This window comes from Streptomyces sp. V2I9, from assembly GCF_030817475.1.
In the GTDB taxonomy this organism is placed as follows: domain Bacteria; phylum Actinomycetota; class Actinomycetes; order Streptomycetales; family Streptomycetaceae; genus Streptomyces.
Genome location: NZ_JAUSZJ010000002.1, coordinates 4,314,847 through 4,337,450, shown reverse-complemented (window position 1 = coordinate 4,337,450; position 22,604 = coordinate 4,314,847). Strand labels below are relative to the sequence as shown.

The window sequence follows — 22,604 nt, the reverse complement described above, 5'->3', positions numbered from 1 at the left end:
CCTGTGCGCCCCGTCCGTCGCCTACGTATCGACGCGTGCGGCGTGAGGCCCGGCGTCCGGGCCCCGGAGTGTGTGCTGTGCCGAAAGTGTCCCGCCGTGTTGCGCTCGGAACCATCGGGGCCGGAGCCATAGCGGTGGCCGGCTACCAACTGCGCGGCGAGGCGGAGTCCCTGCCGAGACGCCCTGCCGCGCGTACGGGGAAGAACCCCGTCGCACGGGAGAACCGCTCCACCGGGTCCCAGGAGTGGCGCATCGGGCAGGGCGGTACACGGGCCGCCAATGACAAGGACATTCAGATACAGGGGTACGCCTCGGCCACTTCGGTCGGCCGTGGCGAATCGATCGGCTTTCACCTGTCGGCCCACCACGCCCAGGAATGCACCGTGGCGATCTACCGGGTGGGCCACTACGGCGGTGACGGAGCCCGGCACCTGCTGACCAGCGACCCGGTCCGGGTGGAGCCCCGGAAGCGGCCGGCTCCCGATCCGGACACCGGGCTCATAGCCTGCGCCTGGCCGACCACCTGGACCCTGGACATTCCGGAAGCCTGGGTGTCGGGGATCCATCTGGCGGTCTTCACCTCGGAAGACGGCTTCCGCAGCTACACACCGTTCGTCGTACGAGACACCCGGCGCCGGTCCGATCTCCTGATGGTGCTGCCCTTCACCACCTACCAGGCGTACAACATCTGGCCCTTCGACGGGCGCACCGGCAAGAACCTGTACAAGGGCTACACCGCCGAGGGCGAGATCGGTGGGAACGAGGTACGCGCCTTCCGGGTCTCCTTCGACAGGCCGTACGTGAACGCCGGGACACCACGGTGGTTCGAGATGGACACGGCCACGGCCCGGTGGGCGGAAGAGGCCGGGTACGACATCACCTACGCGAGCAGCGTTGATCTGCACGAGGGGCGGATCGACCCGGGCGACTACACCGCGGTGGTCTTCTCCGGGCATGACGAATACTGGTCCAAGGAGATGCGCGACTGCGCCGAGGACGCGGTGGCCGCCGGGACCCATCTCGCCTTCCTCGCCTCGAACAACATCTACTTCCACGTCCGCGTCGAGCCCTCCGACGACGGCCGCGCAAGCCGGGTGGTCACGTGCTACAAGGAGGCTCCCGACCCCGAACCGGGCACCGCGGGCCCCACCGTGCGCTGGCGCAAGCTGTCCAAGAAGCGGCGCAAAGCAGAGCAAGGGCTGCTGGGCGTGCAGTACAACGGCATTCTCGCCGAGCCCGTACCGCTCGTGGTCCGGGAGAGCAAGCACTGGTTCTGGAAGGGGACCGGGCTGCGGGACGGTGACAGCATTCCGGATCTGGTGGCAGTGGAGGCCGACGGGTTCGATCCCTCGATGCCCCGCCCGGCGAACAGCACCCAGACGCTCCTGGCAGCTTCCCCGTACACCGACAGCTGGGGCCGGGGCCGCCGGGAGCACAACGCCAGTCTGTGCGAGGACACCGAGGGAACGCTGGTCTTCGTCGCGGGGACGTTCCACTGGCCGCTCGCGCTGAACGAACCCGACCACCTCGACCCGCTGGTCCAGCGGGCCACCCGGAACCTGGTGGAGAAGATGCTGGAGCCGCGCCGCTAGCCACCCGCGGCGGGGTCCTACGCGCGGGCCACCGAGGACAGCCGCTGCACCCCCCGTGCCGTCTCCGTGACGCCGCTCAGGAAGCCCTGGGCGCGCGGGGACGCCGTGGTGCGGAGCCATTCCGGGGCGATGTCGCAGACCGCCACGTTCACGCCCGTGCCGGTCAGGGCCAGCGGGAGGGTGTGGACGACCGTGGAGGGGAAGCTGACGATCGTGCGGCCGATGGGGCCGCGGCGGGCGATCAGTTCCAGGGGGAGGTCCGGGCGGACGATCTCCAGGCCGGTGGCGGCTTCCAGGGCGTGGAGCTTCTCGGCGGACTCGCGGCGGTGGGCGAAGTAGCGGGTGGCCCCGTGGGCGCGGGCCAGGGCCGTGACCGCCTCCTGGTACGGGACGGGGTCCACGACGCCCGTCTCGACCAGGGAGGTGCCGACCAGGTCCGCCCCGTTGCCGACGCTCGGCGGACCGAAACGTGACCGGGTCCAGGCGAAGGTGTTCGGGGTGACCGCGATGCCGGCCGGAGCCTCGACCGGCATCGCGGTGAACACCTCGACCGTGTGGCCGGCCGACGGGGTGAAGCGGCGGCGGGCCGTGGCGGTGACCGGGGCCAGGACCAGTTCGCGCGGTCCCGTACGGCCCCGGCGGTGCCAGCGCGTCAGGCGCTCGCCGCGGGCCAGCTGGGCGACGAACTCCATGGTGGCCGTGCCGTCGTCGACCACCGTGAGGCGGTCGGCGCGGACCAGGGTCAGCAGGAGCTGGACGTACCGGGAGAACGGGTCGCCGATCACGATGTGGTCCGCGCGCCGGACCAGGCCGGCCAGGGCGCGCAGGGCCTTCAGGGGCGCGCCCGATTCGCCGCGCGCCTCCTGCCAGCGGACCGTGATGCCCTCGTCGCGGGCCAGCTCCGCCATCCGGCGCAGCTGACCGCGCGACATCGGGTCGACCGGAGGGAGGACGACGACCGTGGTGGCGGCCGGATCGTCTCCCCCCTGGGCGTGAACCCACTCCAGGACGTTCAGGAGCTGGACCGGGCTCTCGACGAAGGCGAGGTTCACCGGTCGGCGCTCAGACCGCGACCGGCTCGGGGGCCGGCGCGTTCTCGGTCTCGGCGACGACGCCCGCGACGCGGCGGAGCTTCTTCATCGGGCCGAGCTCGGACTCGTACACCTTCTTGACGCCGTCGCCGAGCGACTGCTCGATGGTGCGGATGTCGCGGACCAGGCGGGTCAGGCCCTGCGGCTCGACGGAGGCGGCCTGGTCGGAGCCCCACATGGCGCGGTCCAGCGTGATGTGGCGCTCGACGAACGTGGCGCCCAGCGCGACGGCGGCCAGGGTGGTCTGGAGGCCGGTCTCGTGGCCGGAGTAGCCGATCGGGACGTTCGGGTACTCCTGCTGGAGGGTGTTGATGACCCGCAGGTTCAGCTCCTCGGCCTTCGCCGGGTACGTCGACGTGGCGTGGCAGAGCAGGATGTTGTCGCTGCCCAGGACCTCGACCGCGTGGCGGATCTGCTTCGGGGTGGACATGCCGGTGGAGAGGATAATCGTGCGGCCGGTGGCGCGCAGGGCGCGCAGCAGCTCGTCGTCGGTGAGCGAGGCGGAGGCCACCTTGTGGGCGGGGACGTCGAACTTCTCCAGGAAGGCGACGGCCTCGGTGTCCCACGGGGAGGCGAACCAGTCGATGCCGCGCTTCGCGCAGTGCTCGGCGATGGCGGTGTACTCGGCCTCGCCGAACTCGACGCGGTGGCGGTAGTCGATGTACGTCATCCGGCCCCAGGGGGTGTCGCGCTCGATGTCCCACTGGTCGCGCGGGGTGCAGATCTCCGGGGTGCGCTTCTGGAACTTGACGGCGTCGCAGCCTGCTTCGGCGGCCGCGTCGATCAGCGCGATGGCGTTGTCGAGGTCGCCGTTGTGGTTGATGCCGATCTCGCCCGTGATGTAGACGGGGTTGCCGGGGCCGGCGGTGCGGGTGCCGAAGGTGCGCAGGCGGGAGGTGCTCATGGTGGTGCTTCCTTACGTGGTGGGGACAGAGGGGGAGGGGGTGTGGGTCAGGGTGGGGCCGAGCAGCCAGGCCGCGATCTCGCGGATGGCGCCGTAGCCGCCGGGGGTGGTCGTGACGGCGCGCGCGGCGGCGCGTACCGAGTCGTGGGCGCCGGCGACCGCGACGGGCCAGCCGGCGAGCGAGAAGCAGGGGAGGTCGTTGACGTCGTTGCCGACGTAGAGGACCCGGTCGGGGGCGATGGCGTGCTCGTCGCACCACCGCTTCAGCGCCTCGTCCTTGCGGTCGATGCCGTGCAGGACGGGGACCTGGAGCTTGCGGGCGCGGGCGGCGACGACCGGGTTCTGCTCGGTGGAGAGGATCAGGAGGGGGACCCCGGCCTTGCGCAGGGCGGCGATGCCCAGGCCGTCGCCCCGGTGCACGGCGACGGTCTCGCGGCCGTCCGAGTCGATCATGACCCGGTCGTCGGTCTGGGTGCCGTCGAAGTCCAGGACCACCGCGTCCACGTCCGCGAGGGAGGGCAGCGGGGAGGGGTCCAGGAGCGGGGCGAGCGCGCGGGCGCGGGCCAGGTCGTGCGGGTCGTCGATCTCCAGCACCCGCGCCGGGTCGGTGCGGACGAGGGCGGTGTGGCCGAAGAAGCGGTGACGGTGGGTACGGAAGCCCGCCGCGTCCATCGCGTAGGCGGCGCCGGTCTCCAGGAGGTCCTGGGGGCGGTCCTGGCGGCGGGGGCGTACGGACTTGTCGTGGTTGACGCCGTACGTGCCCTCCTCGACCGCGTGCCCGTCGCGCCAGACGAAGCCGTGGAACGGGGCGACCGTGACGGCCGTGTCCGCGCCCTCGTGGGCGACCGCGCGGGCCACGCCGTCGATGTCCTCGGGGGAGACGAAGGGGCTGGTGCACTGGACGAGGAGGACCACGTCGACGGTCCTGGCGCGCTCCGCCTCGTAGACGTCCAGGGCGTGCAGGACGGCCGCTTCGCTGGTGGCGGTGTCGCCCGCGATGGCGGCGGGGCGCTCCACGCAGTGCAGCCGGTGGGCGGCCCGGAGGTCGGCGGCGGCTGCGCGGGCGGCCTCGGCGATCGTCCCGTCGTCGGTGGTGACGACGACGTCGGTGACCTCGGGGGCGCCGAGCGCGGCGCGGACGGCGCGGGCGACCAGCGGGATGCCGCCGACCTCGGCGAGGTTTTTGGCGGGGACGCCCTTGGACCCCCCGCGGGCGGGGATCACGGCGACGACGGTCGGGGTCGGGGGCGGCTGCATCGCTGCTCCTGGTGTGGTGGGGGTTCCGGGCGTGGTGGGCCCCGAGGTCTCCGGGGCTCCTGCGGGAGCGGTCACAGCTCCCCCATCCGGCGGATCACCGGCGCGACGCGCTGGACGCCGTGGCGGTAGGCGCCGCGGGCCGCGTTGCGGACGGTTTCGCGGACCGCGCCCCGGACCCGGCCCGGCTCCTGCGGTGCGGCGGCGCCGGGCAGGGGCGTGCCGTCGGGGGCCAGGTGGTGGCGGGCGAGGATGCCGGGGAGGTAGCCGGGGGCGGTCGCGGGCGTGTAGTAGGGGGCGAGCGGCGGGAGTTCGCCGCCGTCGAGGAGGGCGGTGACCTTGGCGCGGGCGGTGTCGTAGGCGGTGCCGTACGAGCCGTCGGCGGCGACGCCCTGCCGGGCCACCCACTCCGGGTCCGGCCGGGGCCGCGTCCCGCCGTCGAGCCGGTCCCACGAGGTGAGGAGCCCGGAGCCGACGAAGTGGTGGTTGCCGAGCGGCTCGCGGACGCCGAGGTCGGTGAGGATCGCGGTCGGGATGCGGCGGTGCAGCGATTCCAGCGCGGCGGTCGAGGAGACCGTGACCAGGAGGTCGGTGCGGTCCAGGACCTCGCCCATGTGCCCGTACACCAGGCGGAAGTTGGGCGGCAGGCCGCCGGGCAGCCGCTGCGCGAGCTTCTGGTAGGGCAGTTCCTCGATGTGCGTGGTGTGCTCGCCGGGCTTGGAGCGCAGCTTCAGCAGCACCTCGCGGCGCGGGTGCAGCCGGGCGTGCTCGACGAGCCGGCGCAGCAGGTACGTACGGTCGGCGCGCGTCGCCGGTACGGAGGGCTGGGCGGCGAACACCACGGTGTCGCGGCCCTCTTCGGGGCGGTAGGGGGCTCCGCCGAGGAAGGGGAGGGCCGCCTCGGTGACCGCCGAGGCGTCGGCGCCCACGCCTTCGTACACCGCGCGGAAGCGCTCCGCGTCGTGGGCCGAGTTGGCGAGGACGACGTCCGCGCCGTGGCGGAGCAGGAGCCCGTCGGCCAGCTTCTCGTAGACGACGCCGACGTATCCGGTGACGACGACGGGACGGCGCGGGAGGCTCAGCGCGGCCAGGCCGTGCAGCATGGCCTGGACGCCGCCGCCGACGAGGGCGAGGACGACGACGTCGTACGCCTCGTCGCGCACGGTGTGCAGGAACTCGACGGCGGTGACCTCACGGACCCGCGCGGCGTCGATCCCGACCTCGCCGACCTCCGCGAGCTGGCGGGGCGTCGGCGTGGCCCGGCCGCGCAGCAGCAGCCCGCTGACCTCGACGGGGCGCGCGCCCCGCTCACCGGACCCGGAGGTCAGGCGGCGCGCGGTGAGCGCGCCCCATTTCCACCGGGTGTCGGAGTCGGCGAGGACGGCGACCCTCAGCGCCGGTCGGGGCGCGGCGGGGGTTTCGGCCTGATCGGCCTGATTGCTGGTACGTGGGGGCACATCCCAGAAATTAGGAAGGCATTTCGATGAGCGGCCCAACGCGACAGCAACAAATGGTTAACAGGCGGCCGACGCTTGGGGAATCGGCAGGCAGGACGGGTCAACTTCCGTCGCATTCGATCCACTTCACCGTTCGGACATTCATCGTTCACGCGCAGTACTTTCTCGGGACAAGGAATGTGCCGGGCCTCCGACTAGCGTGATGCGGGTGGTTAAGCTCTCCGTCATCGTGCCGTTCTACAACGTGCAGACATACGCGCCCGACACCCTCAGAAGCCTGCGTGCCAACGCCCGCGACGATTTCGAGTTCCTCCTCGTCGACGACCGGTCGACCGACGGGACGGCCGAGATCCTCCAGCGCGCCGCGAAGGACATTCCCGGTGCGCGGGTGATCGTCCATGAGCGCAACGGCGGTCTGGCCACGGCCAGGAACACCGGCCTGGACGCGGCGGACGGGGAGTACCTGACCTTCCTGGACGGCGACGACTGGCTGGCCCCCGGCTACTTCGCGGACCTGGTCGCCGCGGCCGAGCGGCTGGAGTGCGACTTCGTCCGCACGGACCACGTCCAGGCCACCGGCCGTACGCGGACGGTGCACCGGGTGCCGCACGGGCTGCGGAACGTGGTGCTCAGCCCGCGCTCGGTGATCCTCCCGGTCGACCGCACCACGTCGGTGGACTACCCGTACGCCTGGGCCGGCATCTACCACCGCCGCCTCCTCGACCGGGGGCTGCTGCACTTCACCGACGGCCTGCGCACCGCCGAGGACCGGCCGTGGATCTGGCGGCTGCACCGGGAGGCGGAGAGCTTCGCCGCGGTCGGCCTGCTCGGCCTCTTCTACCGGCGCGGGGTCGCTTCCTCGCTCACCCAGATCGGCGATGTCCGGCAGCTCGATTTCATCCGGGCGTTCGACCAGATCGTCGAGGAGACGTCGCGGGACCCCGACGCGGACGTCCTGCTGCCGAAGGCCGTGCGGACGTACTGCGCGGTCATGGCCCACCATCTCGGTTCCATCGAACGGTTCGAACCGGCCGTGGCGCGGACGCTGCGCACCATGAGCGCCACCGCCCTGCGCAGGCTCCCCGCCGAGCTGCTCGACGAGACCCTCCACTCCCTGGGCGACCGGCGCGCCGCCCTGCTCCGCCGGGTGCGCCGCCGCCCCGGCACGGAGCCCGCCCCCGCCGTCACACCTGCCGCCGCCTCCGGAGCCCGCGCCTGATGTCTGCCATCCGTTCCACCCAGCTCTTCTTCGCGGCCTCCCAGTACGCCGCGGCGACGGTGACCGCGGCGATCCGGGCCGGTCAGTTCGGCCCGCGCGCCGAGCACCGCCGGCTGCTGATCGTCAGTGACACCTCCCCCGCCCCCGAGGTGGGCACCCCGCTCGACCGGATGGCCGGATTCGGCTCGTTGCGGCCGGAGTTCGACGAGGTCCACTCGTGGAACGCGTTCATCAGGCCCTTCCACCCGGCCGGCTGGTTCCCCCGCGAGCAGGACACCCTCCTCTGGGAGCGGTACCTGCGGCTGGCCTGGGGGCTGGGCGACGGACCGGTGGAGATCGCCTGCGAGTCCATCCAGGCCAATCCGTCCAGCGCCGTGGCCAAGATCTTCGGCGAGAGCCCGATCCACCTCTACGCGGACGGGCTGATGAGTTACGGGCCCACCCGCAGCAAGATCGACCCGCTGATCGGCACCCGCGTGCAGCGCCTGCTCCACCTGGACCTGGTGCCGGGACTGCGGCCGCTGCTGATGACCGAGTTCGACGTCGAGCCGGAAGTCGTGCCGACCGCCGAGTTCCTCAAGGTCCTGGGCGAACTCGCATCTTCCGCCGAGGAGTTCGCCGCCCCGGCCGACGCACCGGCCCTGCTGCTCGGGCAGTACCTCTCCGCCATCGACGTCCTGACCGCCGACGAGGAGCAGGAGCTGCACCTGCGGATGCTGCGCGGCACGGTCGCGCTCGGCCACACGCAGGTGGTCTTCAAGCCGCACCCCGCCGCCCCGGTGAGCTGGTCGCGCGCGCTGGAGGAGGAGGCCGCGCGGCTCGGCGCCGGCCTCACCGTGCTGGACTCCCCGGTGATCGCCGAGGTGGTGTACGAGCGGACGCGTCCGGCGCTCGTGGTGGGCGCGTTCTCCACCGCGCTGCTGACCGCCGCGACGTTCTACGGGATTCCCGTCGCACGGGTCGGCACGAGGGACCTGCTCGCCGCGCTGACCCCGTACCAGAACAGCAACCGCGTCCCGGTCACGATCGTCGACGCCCTGCTGCCCGCCCTGGAGGACCGGGAGGCGGTCACCTCGTGGCGGCTGCCGGACGCGGACCGGGTGCGCGCGGAGCTGTCGGGCCTGGTCACGGCCGTCGGATTCGCCATGCAGCCGCAGATCTACCCGCGGCTGCGGCCCGCCGCCGAGGAGTACCTCGCCGCCCATCCGGCCTCGGCGTCGTCGCCGTACTTCCGCCGCCGCCGGCTCACCGCGCTCGCGCTGCCGGGGGCCCTTCCGGCGCAGTTCGACTTCATCCCGCGCAACGCGACGGTCCGCAGGATCGCCCGGCAGGCCGCCGCCTGGAAGCGGGGCGCGGAGCAGCGGCTCCCCCGTGTCCGCGGCACGCGCGGCTGAGAGGGCGGGGAGATGAGCGGGGGAACGGTCCGGGAAACGACCGGGGGAACCGGCATGACGGGCGAGCGGGCGGGTACGGCGACACTTCCGGTCCAGGAGGGCCGGCCCGCCGAACCGGCGCGAACGGACCCGCCGCCGAAGCAGCGGAGCCGACTGGCGGCGCTGGACGGGCTGCGCATCCTGGCCGCGCTGATGGTCTGCCTCTACCACTACGCGGGCAAGGAAGGCCCGGTCGCCGAGTCCTGGGGGCAGTCGCCGGCGCACCTGTTCCCGACGCTGTCGTCGTTCGCCACGTACGGCAGCCTGGGGGTGCAGCTCTTCTTCATCATCAGCGGGTTCGTCATCTGCATGAGCAGCTGGGGCCGTTCGGTGGGCGACTTCTTCCGCTCCCGCGTCGCCCGCCTCTACCCGGCGTACTGGGCGGCGATCGTCGTCGTCACCGCGGCGGCCGTTCTGCTGCCGGTGGTCGTGGAGCCGCTGCGCCCGGACGAACTGCTGGTCAACCTGACGATGCTCCAGCAACCGTTGGGCGTGGACCGGGTCCTCGGGGTGTGCTGGACGCTCTGGGTGGAGCTGCGCTTCTACGTGCTGTTCGCCGTGTTCGTCGTCTGGCGCGGGGTCACCTACCGCCGGGTGGTCGTCTTCTGCTGCGGCTGGACGCTGGCGGGCGCCTTCGCCCGGATCGCCGACCATCCGCTGACCGACGCCCTGGTGATGCGGGACCACGCGCCGTACTTCATCGCCGGTCTCGCGCTCTACCTGATCCACCGGCACGGGAGCGACCTGCTGCTCTGGGGGATCGTGCTGGTCAGCTGGCTGCTGGGGCAGCGGTACTCCGTCATGGCCCTGTGGCATCCCGGCGCGGACGGCGCGTTCGACCGCTCTCCCTATGCGATCCAGCTGATCGTGACCCTCTCCTTCGTCGCGGTGGCCGCCGTGGCTCTGGGGTGGCTGTGCTGGGCCGACTGGCGGTGGCTGACGTTCGCGGGGGCGTTGACGTACCCCTTCTACCTGCTCCACGAGCACCTGGGCTGGTTCGTGATCCGGGTCCTGAACCGGGGCCTGCGCATACCGCCGCAGCTGACGCTGATCGCGACGGTGTCCTCGATCCTGGTCCTGGCCTACCTGATGCACCGGTTCGTCGAGAAGCCGGTCGGGCCCCGGCTGAAGCGGACGATGACGGAGCAGAGCCGGCGGGTCCGGCAGATAGGGTCCGGAGCCTGAGCGATCCCGGGCGCGCCCGAGCGGACCGGGCGGGCGTGCCCGAGCGGTCCGGCCGGGCGTACCCGAGCGTACCGGGCGTACCGGGCGGCGCGCCTGCCCGGTACGCCCGGTACGCCCGGACCGGCCGTGCCCCCGCAGGGCCTCCTCCGGTCCGGGCGTGCCCGCGCCGCGGGGGCTCCTCCGGTCCACCGATGCCGACACGAACACGAGGACGGACACCATGCGCCTGCCCCGACGACCCGCGGCTTTCCTCATGAGCCGCAACCGTCGCCGAAGAACCCGCGCGACCACGGCCGCCCTCGCGCTGGCGCTGGCGGCCACGGCCCTCGGAGCCCCCGCTCCCCCCGCGGCGGCCGTGCCGGCGGCGGTCACCACCCCCTTCAAGGCGGACAGCGAGAGCTCCTACCACTGCTTCCGCATCCCCGCACTCGTCGCCACGCCCTCGGGCGCTCTGCTGGCCTTCGCCGAGGGGCGGGTGGCCACCTGCAGCGACATCGGGCACAACGACATCGTGATGCGGAAGTCCACGGACGGCGGCCGGAGTTGGGGCCCGCTGACGGTGGTGGCCGGTAAGGGCGACACGGACGCGCACGGGAACCCGTCGCCGGTCGTGGACGCGGCGACCGGGCGGGTGTCGCTGCTGTACGCGACCGGCGGCTGGAGCGGCACCGAGAGCCAGCCGGTCCGCGGGCCCCGGAGCCTGCGCGTTGCGCACAGCGTGGACGTGGGCGCCACGTGGACGGAGGGCGCCCCGCTCACCCACCTGAAGCCGGCGGACCGGGGATGGATCTCCACGGGCCCCGGACACGGCATCCAGCTCACCGGCGGCCCGCACCGGGGCAGACTGGTCGTTCCGGGCGACTTCACGACGACGGACGGCCGGGCGGGCGGCCAGCTCTACGTCAGCGACGACGGCGGACTGACCTGGGCCCTGGGCGCGCAGGCGGCGGTCGACCGGACCGCCCCCGCCTTCCCGGCCGAGCTGTCCGTCGCCGAGACGACCGGCGGAGGCGTGTACGTCAACGCCCGCAGCTCCGCCCGGTGCGACACCGAGGACCACCGGATGGCCGCCACCAGCGCGGACGGCGGGACCACCTTCGACGCCCCGTTCTCCCCCGTGCCCGGCCTCGACGCCCCGCCGGTCTCCGGCTCGCTGCTGCGTCTGCACGCCAAGGAGTCCGGCGCGGCACAGGACCGGCTCCTCTTCTCCGCGCCCTCACGCCTCGGCCCCCACACCCTGGAGGACCGCCGCGAGCTGGCGATCCGCTCCTCCTACGACGAGGGCAGGACCTGGCAGACGGCGGGCACGGTGGTGACGCCGGGCCGCTCCGGCTACTCCGACCTGGCGCTGTTGTCCTCGGGGGCGATCGGGGTGCTCTACGAGAGCGCCGGGAACATCCCGCACAGCGACCTCGTCTTCACCTCGTTCACCGAGACCCAGATGGACGCGGACCGGCGTGAACTGCGGCTGCCCCGCACCTCGGACACCGGCCCCAACGGATACGGCAACCACGCCCTGGTCCACGGCGGCGCCCAGCTCGGCAGCCGGGGCTCGGGCAAGGCCATGACCTTCGACGGCCAGGACGATTATCTGCGCCTGGTCTCCTGCTCGGACTCGCTGCGCCTGGGCGCGGGCGACTTCACCTTCACGGGCTGGTTCCGCCACACCGCCACGACGGGGGCGCTGCCCATCGTCTGGGCGTACGGGATGGGCTCCGGCGTCCGCCAGTTCTGGCTGCGGGCCGAGCCGGGCAGGGGCAGCCTCCGGGCCGCGATCGACACGGGGACGGAGTACGCGGAGGTGAAGACCACCTCCTCGTACAACGACGGCCAGTGGCACCACGCGGTATTCAAGCGCCAGGCGGGCCGGCTGACCCTCTCGGTGGACGGCGGCCAGGAGTTCGGCGCGGCGGCCCCGGCGGGCTCCCTCGCCCCGCCCGCCGAGTTCTCCGTCCACATCGGCGCCCGCCCGGACTTCCCGAACCAGCCGGTCGGCGTCACGGAACTCTTCCGCGGCGGCCTGGACGACCTCCGCCTCTTCGGCCGCGCCCTGACCCCCCAGGAGGCATCACGGGTGCAGAGCGGGGCGCTGGACGTGGCCAACGAGGAGGAGCGGGTGCGGCTGGGGTTCTCCAGCATCTGGTAGGCCGCGCGGAGAAGGGGCTGGGGAGTGCGCGGACGCACTCCCCAGCCCCTTCCCTGTCGGCGCTCCTGGCTGGATACCTGCCGGGCCCGCACCGGCCGGATGGCCGCTCGGCGGACAACGCCACGGACGGCGTTTCAGGTCTCCGCATCGCGCTCCCGTTGCCTCACGACCGAGGACGGGCGAGCCGAGAGGCGCAGTTCGCCATCCGGCATGAAATCCAGTGTCACGGCGTCGAGCAGGTCACCGACCGGGGGGAATTCAGCGGGGGTCGGATGCCCCTCGCCATCACTCAACATGACGAAATCGATGAATGCCGCAACACTCGACTCGGGGTCGACGAGCGAGACTTCCACACCGAAGCGGCCCCGATGCCCCGTGACGACACAGCGTACGACTTGGAACTGCCGAACCCCGCTGAGCTGCCACATCCGGTCAAGCTCTTCCACGAAACCCTCCCTCAGAAATCGACTCCCTTTTTCCAGCGCACCCATTCGGTCTTGTCATGATCGATGAAGGAGTTGAAGTCATCGAAATCCGCATCTTCGATAATCCACTGAAGTCCGCCCTTATTGTCGTGGAATCGGCGATAGGCGCTGGGATGGAACTCGTCCAGGAATCCGGGCTTCATCGTGAACGCGTGGTACCCGTCCTCGTAAACACCTTGGCCGGCATACTGCCGCACCACCGAGTGCGAATCCCCCAGGTAGGCGAAGTTGCGTCCCTTCGCATCAGTCGCCGTGTGGTTGTCCCGGTTCAGCCCGCGAGCCTCTGAAGCACGATTTCCCTTCTGAGGGGATCGGAACAGCTTGACCGGCGTGTCGGGACCACAGTTGTGAACCAGGACCGGCGTGGCCCCCGCCGCCACATAGTACGTATGCGCCGTGTCGACGGTCAGGTTGTACACCGCCGCCCGCTGCGTCCACGCCGAGACCGCCTCGATCTGGACGCGGGTGCCGGAGCCGGTCTCCAGCCACTGGCCCGGTTCCAGTTCGCCGGCGGTCCGCCAGGTGCTCAGGGACGGGACCCAGAAGGGGTGGCCGGCCGTGGCCGTCAGGGTCTCCGTGTCGTCGCCGCGGTCTCCGTCGGTGTCGAGGGTGAGGCGGACCAGCTCCTTCAGGCCCTTGCCCGTGATCGTGGCGGTGACCTCCCGGGTGGAGGTCCTGCCGGTCGTCGGGTCGGTGGCCCGTACCTCGTCGCCCGCCTTCACCTTCTCGATCGGTTGCCGGGTGCCGTCGGCCATCACCACCTCGGTGCCGCCGAGGAAGCTGTTGCCCGCCAGGTCCGAGGCGAGCCGGGTGCACTCCACCGCGGACTCGACCCGGTCGACGGTGTCGCTCGCCTTCTCGATCTTCTTGCCGTACTCGGCGGCCTTCGCCGCCATCCGCCCCGCCTTGGCCGCGCGGACCACCCCCGCGCCCGCGCCGCCGAGCGCCAGGCCCGCCACCGTGGCCACGGCCCAGGCGCATGCCTCCATGTCGCCGGTCGTGACGCAGTCGCGGATGTCGTTGAACCCGGTGACCTCGCCGACGACGTTGCCGACGGTTTTCACCCCGTCCCAGACCGCGCCCCAGTCCACCGCGTCCCGGACGGTCTCGACGACCGCTCCGACTTCCGCGACCACCGCCGCCCGGATGTCGTCCGCCGCCTTCGCCACGTCGGCGATCACGTTGTTCGCCACGCCGACGAGGATCGCCGGGAGGTTGGGGTCGGCCGTCACGACCGCCACGGCCACGACGAGCAGGGGTTTGGCGGCGGCCATGATGGCGGGCACCGGGTTGTGCTTGGCGACGAAGTCGGCCGCAGCTCGGGCCTTGCGGGTGATCTGCGCCCGTACTTCGTGGTATTTCTTCCGGGCCTCCGCGGCTTTCTGCCGGGCCCATTCGGTGACCCCGGTGGTCCGGCCGAGACTCTTCACCGCCCGTACGCCGGCGTTCCAGATCTGGGTGAGTCCCGACTTCCGCGCGAGGCTGCTGACCACCCTGCCGGCGAACTTCACCGCCTTCTTGAGCGCGGAGATGGGGTTGCGGACGACGTAGGAGACCGCCTTGTACACGTACTTGGCGGTCTTGACGGCCGCCCGGACGTACTTGTTCCCCTTGATCTTGTTCAGGGCTTTGTTGAAGGTCTTCTTGCAGAAGATGCAGCTCGGCCAGTTCCCGTCCGGGTCGGAGTAGTCCAGCGGGGACCCGGCTCCGTAGGTGTAGCGGTTGGCGAGGACCGAGGCCCCGGAGGCGTACGTGTAGGAGTCGCGGGAGTCGAAGACGCCGGTGCCCGGGTCGTACCAGCGCGCCCCCATGTTCACCTGCCCGGTGTCCGGGTCGGTCCAGTCGCCCTGGAACCCGGAGTTGCCCGCCGTTCCGGGCTCCGCCCCGGTGGCTTCGGAGCGCTGTCCGAACGGGTCGAAGGCCGCCGAGCCCGTCAGCCGTGTCGCCGAGCCGTCGGTCGCCGACAGGTCCCCGACCACGTCCCCGTGTTTGTCGGTGACCGTCAGCTGCGCCGCGCCGGTCCCCTCGGCGACGGAGAGCAGTTCGTCGGACGCGCCCCGGCCGTAGGTGGAGTTGTTGTCCTTGACCGGGTCCGGTGCGAAGCCGGCGTACGAGAACTCCGCGCCGTTGCGGGACGCGACCCGGTCCAGTGCGTCGTACGTGTAGGCGGTGCCCGACTCGCCCGCCTTCGTCAGCCGGTCGAAGGCGTCGAAGGTGAACTCCTCGGTCAGCCCGGAGCTGGTGCGGGTGGCCAGGGTGCCGCGTGCGGTGTGGCTGTAGGTGTAGTCCCCGTCGGAGAGCAGCCGGTTGCGTTCGTCGTAGGCGGCCGTCTTCTCCCCGTTGCCGGTCCGGTTGCCGCTCTTGTCCCAGCGGTACTCGGTGGTGGCGCCGTCCGCGGTCCAGGAGGTGAGGCGGCCCGCGTCGTCGTAGCCGTATGTGTTCTCCCCGGCCTTCGCGGTGCCGGTGGTCTTCTTGGAGGTCAGGTGGTCGTCGGCGTCGTAGCCGTAGTCGGCGGAGGCGATGGTGCCGCCGGTGCTGCTGCTGATCGTGTCCGTGTCGAGGCGGCCGAGCGCGTCGTACGCGAACGAGCGTGACTGGCCCGCGCCGTAGCCGATCTCCTTGATCGCCCCCGAACCGTCGTAGCGGTAGGTCTGGGCCCCGCCCGTGAGCGGGTCGGTGGCGGAGACGAGCTGGCGGCGCGCGTAGCCGAAGTTCGCCGTGCCGGCCGCGTCGGTGCGCGAGGTGAGCTGCCCGTCGGCGTCGTACGTGTACGTGGCGTCGCCGGACGGCCCGGCCGCCGAGATCAGCGAGCCGCGGTCGTCGTACGCGTAGGTGTTGTCGCCCTCGGGGGTGGAGGCCCTGGTCGTGCGGCCGACCGCGTCGTAGCCGAAGGTCTTCTCCGGTGTGGTGACCCCGGCGCCGCTGCCGCTCTCGCGGGTCAGCAGCCCGGCCCGGTCGTAGGCGCGTTCCCGGACCACCCCGCCCGGTGCGGTCACCTCGACCGGCCGGCCCGCGGCGTCGTACGCGGTGGTCCAGGTGCGGTCCTCGGGCGCCGGGTGGCGGGCGGTCTCGGGTTCGATCACCGATTCGGGCAGACCGAGGGTGTTGACCGTGTAGAACGTCCGGTTCCCGCGCCCGTCGGTGTAGCGCGTCCGGTTGCCGAGGGCGTCGTAGCCGAACGAGGTGGTGATCGATTCGGTGGCGGAGACGGGTTCGGTCTGGCTGCTCAGCCGGCCGAGCGCGTCGTACGCGTAGCGGGTGGTGCGGCCGCGGGGGTCGGTGGCGGAGGTCAGGTTCCCGGCGGTGTCGTAGCCGTAGTCGACCTTGCGCAGCGGGCTGTTGGTCGCGTCCAGGTCGGAGTCCTGCCGCAACTGCCCGAGCGCGTCGTACAGCTTGGCGGAGGTGCGGCCCATGCCGTCGGTGGCGCGGACCTCGCGGCCGCTCAGGTCGTAGCCGTACTGGCTGACCACCCCGGCCGGGTCGGTCATCCGCAGCAGCTGGCCCAGCTTGTCGTAGGTGTAGTGGCTCACCCCGCCGCCGGGCGAGGTCTGCTTGACGATGTTCCCGGCGTCGTCGTACTCGTTGCGCGTGGTGAACGCTCCGGGCTGCGGCTTGCGTTCGATGCGGGTGGTGGTGACGGGCCGGTCGAGGTCGTCGTAGGTGCTCTCCGCACGGGCGCCGGTGGGGTCGGTGACGGTGAGGAGTTCGCCGGTACGGGTGTAGGTGTAGGACCACCTGGCGCGCGCGTCGCCCTCGCCGACGGGCACGTCCTTGGCGAGGAGGCGGTTCTGCCGGTCGTAGGTGAACTCCGTGGTCCGGCCGAGCGGGTCGGTCTCGGTGAGCACGTTGCCCAGGGCGTCGTAGGTGCGGGCGGTGGTCGGGGTGACGGTCCCGGTGGCGCCGGGGGCCCGGTAGGCGGGGGCGGTGGCGCTGACGGAGCGGCCCAGCCGGTCGTAGACGGTGCGGTTGACGTTGCCGAGCGCGTCGACGGATTCGGTGACCGAGCCGAAGGTGTCGTAGCCGGTGTAGGTGGTGGGGCGGGAGATGGTGGCGGCCCCGCCCCCGGACTCCGTGCCGACCGGGGGCGCGGTGACCGACAGGGGGCGGCCGGTCTCGTCGTAGCCGTAGTCGGTCCGGTGGCCTCCGGCGTCGGTGCGGGAGGTGACCAGGCCGCGCTGGTCGTAGGCGTAGCGGGTGGTGCGGCCCTCGGTGCCGTTCTCGACGGTCTCCTGTTCGACGTTGCCCGCCTGGTCGTACACGTAGCGGACGGTCTCGGGGGTGGCGCTCACCGGCCACGGCACGTTGGAGGGCGAGCCGCTGGAGGCGGTGGTGGTGACATTGCCCGCGAGGTCGTAGGTGAAGGTGGTCCGGCGGGCGAGGCCGCCGGGGTCGGTCACCTCCGACCGCGTACGGCCGACCTCGTCGTAGGTGTACTCGGTGACGACGCTGCCGTTGTAGGCCCTCTCGGTGAGGACGTTGCCGGCGCCGTCGTAGGTGTTGGCCTCGACGACGATGTCCCGCCGGGTGCCGTCGGGGTCGCGGAAGTCCTTGAGCGTCAGGGACTTGACCAGGTCGTCGCCGTAGTACTCGTAGAGGACGGTCCGGCCCATGGCGTCGGTGTTGCGGACGACCCGGCCGCCCCTGTCGTAGGCGTAGGACTGCAGGACGGTGTACTCGGGGTCGCCGCCGTCGTCGTCCCAGTCCCGCAGCCGGACCTCGGCCATCATGTTGCGCGCGGTGTGGACGTACTGGAAGTGGTTGCCGTTGGCGTCGACCATCGAGGTCCGGTTGCCGAGGGAGTCGTAGCCGTAGGAGGTCTCGTTGCCCTCGGCGTCGACCGCCTTCGCGGGGCGGCCGTGCTCGTCGGCCTCGAAGGTCATGGAGCGCGGTGCGTCGCCGCCGAGGACGTCACCCACCTCGGTGCGCACGGTGTTGCCGTCGGCGTCGTACGCGGTGACGGTGCGCTGCTGGTGCCGGGCCAGGGTGACGACGTTGGTCGTGGCGGGTTCGGTGGTGGAAACGAGCCGGGACAGCTTGTCGTAGGCCAGGGTGACGGTGACGCCGGCGGGGTGGGCGTCGGAGACCTCGGTCTCGGTGAGCTTGCGGCCCAGCGCGTCGTACGTGAACTGCGTGACGAGCCCCGAGGGTTCGGTGATCCGCGCCAGGTCGCCGGAGGAGAAGTACTGGTAGCGGGTGGTCTTTCCGCGCGGGTCGGTGGTGGTGAGCGGCAGACCGGTGGGGGTGTTGCCGCCGCCGATCGCCGGTTCGGCGCCGGTGGTGTACGTGTTCCTGACCGTGCCGCCGTCCGCCGCCGTCTGGAGGGTCAGCAGCCCCCGCGCGTCGTACTCGTAGCGCGTCCGGTAGCGGGTGTCCGTCGGGCCCGAGGAGCGGCCGTCGAGGGTGGCGGAGGGCTGGTCGGACCGCAGGTCCAGGTCCCCGGCCGGGGCCGGGTAATGGGTGTAGGCGGTCTGGCAGTCGTCCTTGGTCCGGCAGGTGGTGCGCCGTACGACGTTGCCCCGGTCGTCGTGTCCGAGGGTGACCTGGTCGCCGTTCTCGCTGGTGATGCCGGTCTGGTTGCCCTGGTCGTCGTAGGTGAAGAGGCGGATGGCGACGCCGTCCGCGGGGTGCCGGATGAAGTCGGGTTCGCCGCCGCCGTCACCGGGCGGGTTGGTGCAGAACGCCGGGTCGCCGGGGTCGGGCTCGGTGCAGATCTGGCCGGGCGGGTCGCTGCCGGTGGGCGAGGGCGTGGGGCGGGACTCGCGGGCGCCGAGGGCCATCGGTTCGCCGTAGCGGAGCATGCGCGAGGTGAGGCCGTCGTACTCGTAGAAGTACGGGGAGTCGACCGGATCGTGGACCTCGACCGTGCGCCGCAGGTCGTCGTCGTCGCCGAAGACCGCGGGCGTGCCGATCTCCCAGGTGCCGCCGTTGCGGTCGGTGTACTCCCGGACCCGGTCGCGGGCGGTGTCGTAGGCCACCTCGGAGGCGATCCGGCCGGAGGGCAGCGTGGTCCGGGTCAGGACGTCGGCGGCCCGCGTGCCTTCGCGGTGGTGGGCGGCGACGGCCGGGGCGCCCAGCGGGTGGTGGTAGACGGCGACGTCGTCGATCGTGCCGGCGAAGGAGCGGGCGGCGGCGGTGCCCCAGCCCGGCCAGGAGGCGGGGGCGGGGACGCGGGCGGCGCCGATCTGGTTGTGGGTGAGGTCGCCCGCGGTCAGCTGCTTGCCGCTGAGGGTGCCGGAGAGCCTGCCGTCCAGGTAGAGGCTCTGGGTGGTGCCGGAGGCCGACAGCACGGCGTGGTGCCACTTGCCGTCGTTGACGTTCTTGGTGGTGTCGGTGATCGGGGTGGCGGTGCCGGTCCAGAACTGGCCGCGCAGCTTGCCGTCGCCGCCGACGTACAGGGCGGGGACGCCGACGCCGGGCGCGGTGCCCCAGGCCTTGTCCTGGTAGCCGACGAGGGGGCCGCCGACGCCGGTGGCGGGCGTCTTGAACCACACCTCGACCGCCAGGTCCCGGCTCTTCTTGAGGGTGCCGGAGGGCAGGGTGATGCGTGAGGTGGACCCGTTGAACCCGGCCGCCGTGCCCGGATCGCCGGTGATGGCCCCCTCCGCCTTCAGGGTGACGTCGGTGGCGGTGCCCCGGTCCTTGCCGAGGTTGGCCTCGACGGCGCTCCCGGCCGCCGTGCCCTCGCTCTCGCCGAGCTTCCAGTAGGAGGCGGGGCGGGCGTCGAGCACCGTACTGCCGTAGTGGCTGCCGGAGGTGTAGGCGTAGCGGGTGCAGCCGCCGGTGGGGTCGCAGACCTGGTCGAGCACATCGCCCGTGTAGGTGTACGTCCAGGTGAGCGGGGCGCCGTCGACCGGGTTGGTGGACACGGAGGTGACGTGGGCGCCGGTCCAGGTGAAGGTGAGCGAACGGCCGCTGCGGGCGTGGACCGCGCGCTGGATCTTCCCGCCGGACCAGGTGTAGGAGACCACGTTGGAGGAGGCGTCGGTGATCCGGGCGAGCAGACCTCCGGTGCTGAACTCGTAGAGGGTGCCGGACTTGTCCTGGAGACGGTACGTGCCCGCGGCCGTGTCGAGGGTCAGCTTGGCGAAGCGGCCGGGCGGCGGGGCGAAGCTCCCGTCCGGGTTCTTGCCGAAGCGGACGTCCTGGCCGTCCGGGTAGCGGATGACGACATTGCCGCTGCCGTCGTCGTCCGGGGTGAGCCGCATGTCGTAGCGGGTCGACCAGCCGGCTCCGAAGGCGAGGTCGCGCCGTGGGTCGAGGCTGTTGTAGGTCCTGACGAGGCCGAGGTCGGGGCCGACCGAGGTGATGGTGGCGTCGATGGCGGCCGAGGTGAAGTTGCCGGCGTTCGGGTCGAACTCCTTGCCCGGAGTGGCGGAGAGCCGGGAGGTGATCTCCGGCTGCGGCACCGCCGCGACCAGGGCGACCCGGGCGGTGGGCACCTCGTTGGAGGCGTCCTTGACGAAGCCGCGCCAGAGGTAGGTGGTGCCCCACGTGAGCCGTCCGGCCGGGACCGGGTAGGCGGAGGAGGTCTGGTACGCGGAGGTGGTGCAGGCCGTCGGCTCGCCGTCCTTGCCGGCCTCGCAGATCTCGTACTTGTACTGGAGGGCGGAGCCCGGTGGCGCGTCGATGTCGACACCGCTCGCCCACAGTTGGGGCGTGAGGGTCTGCGCCTGGTAGCCGTTGGGCGGGAACTGCTCCTTGACCACCGGGGCGATGTCGAAGACCTGGAGGGTGAGCCGGCCGGGCGGCACCTGTTCGTCGGTGAAGACCGTGCCGCCGGTGCGCACCATGGTGAAGTCGAGCAGGTACGCCCCCGGTGGGAGCGCCTTGATGGTCGCCTCCAGCGTCGTCCTCCCGCCACGCGCCACGTTCCCGGTGAGGTTGGCGGACCGCTGCTGGGTGACGAGCCTGCTCTTGGCGTCGTACACCCGGTACGCGAGGTAGTAGCCGCTCGGCGTCCAGGTCTCGGCGCCGGTGTTGGTGACGGTGACCTTGATCTTGCCGGCCTGGTTCTGGAGCACCGGCGGGTCGGGGACCGGCTTGGGGAAGGAGTAGGTGGCGCTGTACGGGGAGTGGGTGACGTACAGCTTCGGCGGGTTGGCGCTGGCGTGGCCGGTGAACTTCTTGAAGGAGAGCGGGTCGGTGGCCGAGGCGCGCAGCGAGAGACCGTAGTTGGGCTGGGTTCCGTCGGTCCAGCGCTGGACCAGGTCGCGGCCGGCCTTGCCGAGGTTGAAGAGTTCCCCGGCCGGCGGGCAGGCGGAGCTCGACCCGCCGAAGGCGATGTGCCCGTACGCGAACGACTTCGTCGCCAGCGCGCCGCCGACCGAGGGGCCCGGATAGGAGGTCCCGGTCCCGGCGGCCCACGCCTGGGTGACGGGGTGGACGGAGACCGGGCGGGGCTTGCAGGAGGCGGAGTCGAAGTTCACGAGCTGGAGCTGGGCCCCGAAGATCCGGTGGTGGCGCAGCTTGTCGTCCAGGCCGGGGAAGCCCAGGTAGGAGTGGGTGGCGCCGCCGGGCCCCCGGCCGGTGTGGAGTTCCCCGGAGCCGACCACGGAGGGGCCGCCGTCCCTGACGTACATGGAGGTGGAGGCCGTGCCGGTGTCGACGGAGGGGTCGAGCTGGACGGGGAAGGCGCGGGCCGGGTCGGTGAGCCAGTCGCGGTCGGCGCTGACGTGCAGCGTCCGCGTGCCGTCGCGGTCGGCGAGGCGGTAGCGGACGGCGTACGAGGTGGCCCCGCGGGCGTCCGTCATGAATCCGGCCGGGATGACGGCCGCGGTCCTGCCGTCGCCGTCGGTGAGGACGATGCCGCCGTCCCGCTCGGTCGCGGTGAGGCCGCGGAGGGTGAGCGGGAAGGAGAAGTCGGCGGGTGCGTCGGCGGAACGCAGGACCAGGGTCTCCTTGACGCCCCCCGCCTGCGCGTCGAGCCAGAGATCGGTGTCCGGCAGGACGTTCTCGTAACGGACGCGGCTTCCGCGGGCGTTGCCCGGCGCGGCGGCGGCGCCGTCGAGGCCGTAGCCGAAGGAATCACCGGACGGCAGGACGAGCTGGGCGAGTCGGGGGCTGTCGGCGCGCGGGGCCAGGGTCAGGCCCACGGAGTCCGATGTGCTGGTCCAACCGCCGGACGGCGTGCCGGAGGTGGCGCGGCGGGCTGCCGGGACACCCCCGGACCGCTCCCTGAGCTTCGTATCGATGACCCGCCAACCACCGTCACGATCCCGGTAGTTGATGGGCGTGGTGGATATCTCGGTGGTACGCGTGCCGTCCTGGTTGGCGTAGGTGCGGCTGCGCGCGTCCCGCTCGGCGACGATCTCCGTGCTGGTCCCGGCGTCGAATCCGGTGACGCGCGGGACGGGCGGTTCGGCCACCTCGGCGAGGTTGCGCGGGACGGCGGGACGGGAGGCGGCCTTCGGCGCGCGGAGGGGATAGGTCGCGCGCAGGGACTCGGGCGGCCGGGTATTGGCGGGGCCGCCCGCGATGTGGTCGAGCCCTTCGGCGCTCCCCCAGCGCTGGTCGGGCCCTTCGGCGGGGGCGGGCCGCTCCGGCAGCAGAGGGAACCCGGTGGCGGCGAGGGCCAGGGAGCCGACGGCGAGTGCCATGGCCAGGGCCAGTCCGACGACCTTGCCCCAGGGGCCACGTACCGCACGGCGCATCAGCAGACGGCGCGCGATTCTTCGGTACGTGGGCATGGGTCCCCCAAGTGCATGGCTGATCGGACCAGTTGATGTTGGGCGGCGTGGGGAAGGTGTGTCGAGACGGGCACAGACTGTTCACGCGCTCTTTGGTTGCAGACGGCACCTATTCACCTGGCGGCTACCGCACCGTTCACCGAAGCTCGCCT

11 protein-coding genes are annotated in these 22,604 nt (G+C 72.1%); 5 read left to right on the top strand and 6 right to left on the bottom strand.

The genetic code is table 11. From position 1 onward, the window contains the following. The first annotated feature begins 86 nt into the window (after nucleotides 1-86). The gene (locus QFZ71_RS19280; protein WP_307669429.1) at nucleotides 87-1,592 is read left to right on the top strand and encodes a N,N-dimethylformamidase beta subunit family domain-containing protein; all 1,506 of its coding nucleotides are present in this window, start codon (nucleotides 87-89) and stop codon (nucleotides 1,590-1,592) included. A 17-nt stretch (nucleotides 1,593-1,609) separates the two neighbouring features. Here the strand turns inward: QFZ71_RS19280 and QFZ71_RS19275 are convergent, their stop codons facing one another. The 4 genes from QFZ71_RS19275 to QFZ71_RS19260 form a co-directional block, all read right to left on the bottom strand. Beyond that, nucleotides 1,610-2,644, bottom strand: a complete 1,035-nt coding sequence (locus tag QFZ71_RS19275) for a hypothetical protein (protein WP_307669428.1) — start codon at nucleotides 2,642-2,644, stop codon at nucleotides 1,610-1,612. A gap of 10 nt (nucleotides 2,645-2,654) precedes the next feature. After that, nucleotides 2,655-3,587 (bottom strand): N-acetylneuraminate synthase family protein, encoded by a 933-nt coding sequence (locus QFZ71_RS19270; RefSeq protein ID WP_032763659.1) that lies wholly within the window; start codon nucleotides 3,585-3,587, stop codon nucleotides 2,655-2,657. A gap of 12 nt (nucleotides 3,588-3,599) precedes the next feature. Next, entirely contained in the window at nucleotides 3,600-4,844 is a 1,245-nt protein-coding gene (locus tag QFZ71_RS19265) for an acylneuraminate cytidylyltransferase (protein ID WP_307669427.1), read from the bottom strand. A gap of 71 nt (nucleotides 4,845-4,915) precedes the next feature. Then, entirely contained in the window at nucleotides 4,916-6,298 is a 1,383-nt protein-coding gene (locus tag QFZ71_RS19260; protein WP_307669426.1) for a DUF6716 putative glycosyltransferase, read from the bottom strand. A gap of 208 nt (nucleotides 6,299-6,506) precedes the next feature. Between QFZ71_RS19260 and QFZ71_RS19255 the strand changes: the two genes are divergently transcribed. The 4 genes from QFZ71_RS19255 (at nucleotide 6,507) to QFZ71_RS19240 (ending at nucleotide 12,281) form a co-directional block, all read left to right on the top strand. Next, nucleotides 6,507-7,517, top strand: coding sequence for a glycosyltransferase family 2 protein (locus tag QFZ71_RS19255; RefSeq protein ID WP_307669425.1), 1,011 nt, complete (start codon nucleotides 6,507-6,509; stop codon nucleotides 7,515-7,517). After that, nucleotides 7,517-8,911, top strand: coding sequence for a polysialyltransferase family glycosyltransferase (locus QFZ71_RS19250; protein ID WP_307669424.1), 1,395 nt, complete (start codon nucleotides 7,517-7,519; stop codon nucleotides 8,909-8,911). The genes QFZ71_RS19255 and QFZ71_RS19250 overlap by 1 nt, the downstream gene beginning before the upstream one ends. A 54-nt stretch (nucleotides 8,912-8,965) precedes the next feature. Beyond that, nucleotides 8,966-10,135, top strand: a complete 1,170-nt coding sequence (locus tag QFZ71_RS19245; protein ID WP_307669423.1) for an acyltransferase — start codon at nucleotides 8,966-8,968, stop codon at nucleotides 10,133-10,135. Nucleotides 10,136-10,388: 253 nt separating this feature from the next. Further along, complete coding sequence (locus QFZ71_RS19240) at nucleotides 10,389-12,281, top strand: sialidase family protein (protein WP_307669422.1); 1,893 nt, start codon at nucleotides 10,389-10,391, stop codon at nucleotides 12,279-12,281. A 134-nt stretch (nucleotides 12,282-12,415) separates the two neighbouring features. Here QFZ71_RS19240 and QFZ71_RS19235 read toward each other — a convergent pair whose 3' ends face one another. Both QFZ71_RS19235 and QFZ71_RS19230 read right to left on the bottom strand, forming a co-directional pair. Next, nucleotides 12,416-12,727 (bottom strand): hypothetical protein, encoded by a 312-nt coding sequence (locus QFZ71_RS19235; protein WP_098010306.1) that lies wholly within the window; start codon nucleotides 12,725-12,727, stop codon nucleotides 12,416-12,418. Nucleotides 12,728-12,738: 11 nt separating this feature from the next. Continuing rightward, nucleotides 12,739-22,452, bottom strand: coding sequence for a LamG-like jellyroll fold domain-containing protein (locus QFZ71_RS19230; protein WP_307669421.1), 9,714 nt, complete (start codon nucleotides 22,450-22,452; stop codon nucleotides 12,739-12,741). Between the last annotated feature and the right edge of the window lie 152 nt (nucleotides 22,453-22,604).